The 6,571-nt window shown below is 39.3% G+C and carries 6 protein-coding genes; all 6 read left to right on the forward strand.

All coding sequences use genetic code 11. The features are described 5' to 3' along the window. Nucleotides 1–380 precede the first annotated feature (380 nt). The 6 genes from H5072_RS08995 (at nucleotide 381) to H5072_RS09020 (ending at nucleotide 6,383) form a co-directional block, all read left to right on the forward strand. Nucleotides 381–1,190 carry a GIY-YIG nuclease family protein gene (locus H5072_RS08995; protein ID WP_182693316.1) on the forward strand — a complete coding sequence of 270 codons (810 nt, stop codon included), beginning with the start codon at nucleotides 381–383 and terminating at the stop codon, nucleotides 1,188–1,190. Between the two features lie 118 nt (nucleotides 1,191–1,308). Then, the gene (locus tag H5072_RS09000; protein WP_182693317.1) at nucleotides 1,309–2,304 is read left to right on the forward strand and encodes a DUF4238 domain-containing protein; all 996 of its coding nucleotides are present in this window, start codon (nucleotides 1,309–1,311) and stop codon (nucleotides 2,302–2,304) included. Nucleotides 2,305–2,853: 549 nt separating this feature from the next. Continuing rightward, entirely contained in the window at nucleotides 2,854–3,063 is a 210-nt protein-coding gene (locus H5072_RS09005) for a hypothetical protein (protein WP_152965273.1), read from the forward strand. A 123-nt stretch (nucleotides 3,064–3,186) separates the two neighbouring features. Further along, nucleotides 3,187–3,540 carry a hypothetical protein gene (locus tag H5072_RS09010; protein ID WP_182693318.1) on the forward strand — a complete coding sequence of 118 codons (354 nt, stop codon included), beginning with the start codon at nucleotides 3,187–3,189 and terminating at the stop codon, nucleotides 3,538–3,540. A gap of 131 nt (nucleotides 3,541–3,671) precedes the next feature. Continuing rightward, nucleotides 3,672–4,019, forward strand: coding sequence for a hypothetical protein (locus H5072_RS09015; protein ID WP_220488564.1), 348 nt, complete (start codon nucleotides 3,672–3,674; stop codon nucleotides 4,017–4,019). Between the two features lie 453 nt (nucleotides 4,020–4,472). Then, nucleotides 4,473–6,383, forward strand: coding sequence for an aminotransferase class V-fold PLP-dependent enzyme (locus H5072_RS09020; RefSeq protein ID WP_033021837.1), 1,911 nt, complete (start codon nucleotides 4,473–4,475; stop codon nucleotides 6,381–6,383). Nucleotides 6,384–6,571 lie beyond the last annotated feature (188 nt).

The raw sequence follows: 6,571 nt of genomic DNA on the forward strand, positions 1-6,571 counted from the left end.
TTGAAAGCGGAAAAGATGTGCAGCTTAATGAGACAATTAAAGCTTTTAGATAAGTGCATTTGGCGTATAACGAGGCGTTACCAATGTCTGCTGATGGCACTTTGAGGAAGTTCGGCTTGGAGCGATGATCAGACGTTGAGGTTGACTAAATATCGTCGTTAATTGATTGGTCAAGCTACTCTTTGTGTATATATTCATGAAAATGAGCGGCACGCGCATATTGGTTCATTTAACTCCACCTGAAAACTTTAGAAAAATTTGTGATAGCAATGACTTAGGTTATTTGTTAAAACATATATAATGTATATAAACAAGCGTGGAGTCGGCAGAAATATCCGCGATGAGCGCACTATTAAATTATTATTTTTCTGAGGCTGAAAATGGCTAATCTTGTAGATTTCTTGCGGCTTTATGGAGTAAATGTTGAACGCTCAAATTATAAAATTCATCTGGCTACAGGTTCTGAATACCCACCACTGGAGGCGTTCTTTGCAGGCACATTCAAAGAATGGCAGGAGAATCAGGCGCAACGAAACTTTGAATGTGAGTACGTCATTGGGCTAATCGGACTTCAATCTAATAAGTGGCTATTTGCTGGCGTTTACAGAATGCTTGGCCACAAGATGGCTGGAGGGCGTTGCTATTACCAGTCGGAAGAGCTACCAGATCAAGATGAAGTAATTGGTCGTATTATTGTCTCGCATAGTAGAACTTCTAGGGCTTCGTACCTCTGGGGAACCCCTGAGACAAAAAATTCATATATCATTAGTGAGCTGCGCGAAAAGCCAATGTCCATAGGCGATTTTCCGGGGTACCATGCAACCACAGTTTCATATGAAGTTTTAAAAACAATTGTCACCCAAGGCGTACAATCCTGGAAGGGTGCTCTTACCAGTCTAAAGGGTGTTTATCTCATTGTAGATACAACGAATGGCTCCAAATATGTTGGCAGCGCCCTTGGAGCGGATGGTCTTTGGCAAAGATGGGCCTCATATGCGCACACTGGCCATGGCGGCAATGTTGAGCTTCGCGCTGTTTTGAGAGACAAAGGCGCGGAGCACGTAGAACACTTCCAATATTCCATTCTTGAGATAGCTGATTCCCATGCATCAGACGAGTATGTGCGGGAGCGTGAAAGCTACTGGAAAGAAGCTCTTTTAAGTAGAAAGTATGGCTACAATAGAAATTAACATGGTAGAAATAAAACATAACAATCGCAGGCAATCCGACGGCTTCTCCGTTGCGCCCTCGGCTCCACTACAAAGCCGCGGTTGCTGCGGGTGTTAGTTTTACAATTGATTTGGTCATATGAATAATAGAAAAATAAAGAAAAACCAGCATTATGTCCCAAAAGCTCATTTGAAGCGCTTTACCATCGAGGGGCAGAAATCACTCATTTGGGCATTTGATAAAAACAAAGGTGAATATGGTCGCCAAACTGCATCGATAAATAAGGTTTGTGCAGAATATTATTACTATTATCAGATAGACCCCCAAGGGCAAGTGGACCACATACAACTAGAAGACGTCATTTCAGAAGTAGAAATGATTGGGAATAACATCATTGATAAGGTGCTAGATTCTAGATTTCTTCCCTATGTACCTATCCGCGGTTCTTTGAAAGGGAAGTTAGCATTTTACATTGCCTCACTGATGTTTCGTGGACCTAGTTTTCGAGACGGCATCGCTCAAATCTATGGGCAGGTTGCAAAACTAGAACTCAATAAAGTTTGGGATAATTCTAAGGTTCCAGCTGCTTTAAAAGAGTTAGTTGAAAAAGAAGGTTTATCTAATGTCGTTGATTTACAAGTTAACTCGACAGTTAGTTTAGAACATATGGTTACGGCAGCTCAAACAGCAGCACTTGAATTTCTCAAAAAAGAATGGGTGTTAATAAATGCTCCAGCAGGCTCAATGTTTGTTACTGGCGATGTACCAGTTGTTTATTACCCTTATAAACAAGATTTAGGTGATATTGGTCCTGCCCACCCCTTAGCTGAGATTTTGTACCCTATATCTAAGGATACTGCTCTAATTCTGACGCCAGCAAGTAACCCAAAAAAGCATATTGTAATCGGACAGTTTAGTAGCGAGCTTTTACACCAGATCAATGCAAAGGTAAGTCATGCTGCCATAGACAACATTTTTAGTACTGAAAAGCTCGATTGGTTATCTGCATTGTCCCCGTCTCAGGGGAGCTCTCAGCGATTAGTTTCGAATGCATCACCTAATGGGGTTAGTATCGTTAAAAATCCGTGGAAACGTAAAACTAACAAAGCACTTAAGAGTGATTCCCAACGCTAGGCATTTTCAGTTTAAAGTTGAATTTCGTGTTTACAGAGTAATGATTTAGTTCTGGTGATAGCGTTGCTCACACCTTAATGCGGCGTGAGGCTGTAGAATTACTCATTTTTAAGAAAAACAGCTTGTTTTATGGGTTCCAAATGCATTACCTAATGCTTTAAAAACGCTTAGAGTTGATTTCAGGAGAGCGTTTTTTAATTGAATTTGGCTGTTGGAGTTATTCTACAGTCTCGTTACCACCGTCCGCTGCTGGTACTGGGCCGTACTTCGGCAAAGAGCGATAACCGGACATTGAGATTTGCTTAATATCGTCGTTGATTGGTTAAACTGCTCTTTGCGCATATATTCATTAAAATGAGCGTTGCGTGCATATTGGTTCATTTAACTCTACCTAAAAATTTTAGAAAACTTAGAGATAGTAATACCTTAGGTTATTTGTTAAAACTATATAAAGTAGACAAATGAGCGTTAAGTAGGCAGAAATAAACGCGATTATCGTACTATAAAATGTTAGTTGCATCCGTAATATTGAACATTGGAGGTTTAAAAGTGGAATGGTCTTGGAAAGTATTCTTTATAACTTTACCCATAATGATTATTTATAGCATGTTTTCTCGTGGCTACATGAACGCACAAAATGTTGCTAAACATGGCGATAAAGCTGATTATAAGCAAAATCCTAAAATGGCGTTATTTGGCTCAATAGGCAGTGGTGCGATTGCATCGGTAATAATTACGGTCATTATTGGCTTCTTTTAGTCAATTAAAAATGCAACTAACAAGCGCATTAGATCTGACGTCCCACATTGTTCGATTTTTTGCTTAAAAGAAAATGACGTAAAAAAGCGTCTAACATGCTCCGTAGCTAATGCGGGCATTATAATGACTAAAGGGAATTTTATGAAAAGACAATATTTTGCAATATTATTAGTATCTTTATTATTAACAGCTTGTACATCGAGCAGCGGAGTAATCCCTGACGGTAAAGATGCATACAGAGTAGTGCAAACAGGGGATACGGGATTTACCAACTCCAACACATTACAAAAAAATGCTTATAAAGAAGCCTCATACTTTTGCGCGAATAAAGGACAAGTAGTCGAGACACTTAATGTTGAATCAAAACAAGCTAGACCGTTAGGTGGTTGGCCGGAAGCAAGTTTATGGTTTCGTTGTGTAAATCGAGAAAAAGATGTCGAACAGTCCTCTTTTTATGATAGCAATCAAAAAATTTGAGTACCGATCTATAACAGGTCAATCAACGCGCTCACTTCGTTCGCTGGGACGCAAACGCTTAGGACGGCTTCGCTATTATGCACTACGTGCCAACGCCCACTATTTATAAGTTATACTTTTCAGAGGTTTAGGTGAAGTTAATTAGCAATATAAAAACTTGGATTACACGGCTGCTAGGCTGCTTTTTAATGTATCTCGTTTTCACATCTGATTTTCACCTGCTTTATTCACCGTTAGTTGTAATAGGTGCAATTGTTTGTTTATTTTACAAACACTCATCAGATAAACGAAATGGTATAGTTGAAGGGATATGGATTCTGACAGCAGTTTTATTTACTTTATTATCTGGTTTAGCGATATTCGGTGGTAAAAATGATCTACCCGCTTTAGCTGTTTTTATCCCATTAGCGGTACTTTATGGTTGTACTTATATTCCATCTAAATATATTCCTAAGTTTATCAGGTTGCTTTTTGAATAAAACATAACAAGCGATTGAACAGGATTGTGCTTGTCCCTCGCAAATTTTAGCCTGCAATAAAAGTCCATTAATTGAGCGTTACCAATGTCCGCTCATGGCACTCTCCAGCCACTCGACAACATAAAATGCTGATAATAATTGGTAAGGTATTTTACTGTGTCGGATGGCGCTTCGCTTATTCGACCTACACTGGCATAAAACTGCCCATCGAATAAGTATAATCTTATACTGCAGTGGTATAAAACTTTAAGGGAGGTATATTGTCGTTGATAATGATCAAAATCTTTATGCTTACGATGCAAACAGAAAACACATGAATTTCATTGCGCCTCTTATTTGTAGTAGCCAATGAAATAGAACAATTATTAGAACATTATCAAAGTATTAATTTCACAAGTTACACTCCTTTGGTTATGCTAGTGAGCATTATAAAATTATATTGCGAAACCCTCTATGCTACCTCTACTTCGTATCTTGATAATTGAGCAAGACCCAGCCACTTTACAAGGGCTTTCAACGAATCTGTCAAAGACCATTCCTAACTTTGAGCGAGACGATATTCATATCGATATTATTGAATGCCTCGAGCTTAAACACGCGCTGGAATGTGTAGAGGAAGATGGTGATATTCAAGCCGTGGTTCTAAGCTGGGATATGCACAACAAAGTGGGTGAGCGGATGTATAGCCGCTTTATCGAGGATTTAAAGGCAATTCGTCTTGAGTTACCGGTTTATGTTATTGGCGACGACACTAAAGGGCTGGAAATCGTTAACGAATCAGAAGAAATCGAATCATTCTTTTTTAAAGATGAAGTGATTTCTGACCCAGAAGCTATTTTAGGCTATATGATCAACGATTTTGACGACCGCTCTGAAACGCCATTTTGGACGGCGTATCGTCGTTACGTTGGTGAAGCAAACGACTCTTGGCACACACCGGGTCATAGTGGGGGTTCTAGCTTTAGAAACTCACCTTACATTAAAGATTTTTATCAGTTTTACGGCCGCAATGTATTTGTTGGCGACCTGTCGGTTTCGGTAGACTCGCTAGGTTCATTATCAGACAGCACTAATACTATTGGTCGCGCCCAAGAATCAGCAGCGGCGACGTTTGAAGTTAAGCACACCTACTTTGTTACAAATGGTTCATCTACCTCAAATAAAATCATCTTGCAGACACTGCTGCGCAAGGGCGATAAAGTAATTGTCGACCGTAATTGCCATAAGTCAGTACACTATGGCATCTTGCAATCAGCCAGTTACCCTATTTATTTGGCGAGTATCTTAAACCCAAAATATGGCATTTTCGCGCCACCATCGTTGGCCGACATCAAGTTAGCAATTGAAAACAATACTGATGCTAAATTACTAGTGCTTACCGGTTGTACTTACGATGGCCTACTTAGCGACCTGAAACAAGTCGTAGATTATGCTCATCAATATGGTATCAAGGTATTTATAGATGAAGCTTGGTTTGCATACTCTTTGTTTCATCCTAGCTTTCGTCATTATTCTGCGATACATGCAGGGGCTGACTACATTACGCATTCGGCGCATAAAGTAGTATCGGCGTTTTCTCAAGCGTCTTATATTCATATTAACGACCCCGATTTTGATGCCGATTTCTTTCGAGAGATTTATAGTATCTACGCTAGTACATCGCCTAAATATCAGCTTATTGCATCGCTTGACGTGTGCCAAAAGCAATTAGAGATGGAAGGCTATAAGCTGCTCAATGCGCTGCTAAATCATGTTGAGGAGTTTAAACAACAGATGGCCTCGCTTAAGCAAATTAAAGTATTAGCTAAGCAAGACTTTATGGAAATATTCCCGCATTTTAGTGGTGATAATATGGGCCACGACCCATTAAAGATCCTTATTGATATTAGTGAGCTACCTTACTCATTAAAAGATATTCATAAATATCTACTGGATGAAATTGGGCTAGAGATAGAAAAATACACACACAGCACCATTTTGGTTTTACTGACGCTTGGCGGCACACGCTCAAAAATAATTCGTTTGTACAATGCATTGAAAAAGCTAGACAGCGGTAAAGTAAAACTATCGAAATCGACGCGTAGAGCTCGCTTACCTGAAAACTTACCAGCTATAGACTTGGCGTGTATCCCAAGCGATGCTTTTTATGGCGACCGCGAATCTGTGCCTATCAGCAAAAGTAACAATCGTATTTGTGCAGGTTTAGTTACTCCATACCCACCGGGTATTCCGCTTTTAGTCCCAGGCCAGCATATCACTGATGATCATGTTGAATATTTGCAAGAGTTGGCAAGCCAAGGACTGACGATACAAGGCAGTTTCGATGGTGAAATTTATGTTCTTAAAGGTAAGGTTAAAAAATAAAGGTATTGGTTTAATACTATCTCGATAATAATACCAATCTGCTTATATACGGGGTCTATTTAACGTTAAGAAAATTACGCTAGAACTAGGCAAAAATTTTTGTATCTAGTTGTTCTAAATAAAAAATTTTTAACGACGTTATAGTGCAATTTAATTCGTTAAATTGATCAAAGATTTATGCAGGTTGG

Source organism: Pseudoalteromonas sp. SR45-5 (assembly GCF_014163565.1).
GTDB lineage: Bacteria > Pseudomonadota > Gammaproteobacteria > Enterobacterales > Alteromonadaceae > Pseudoalteromonas > Pseudoalteromonas distincta.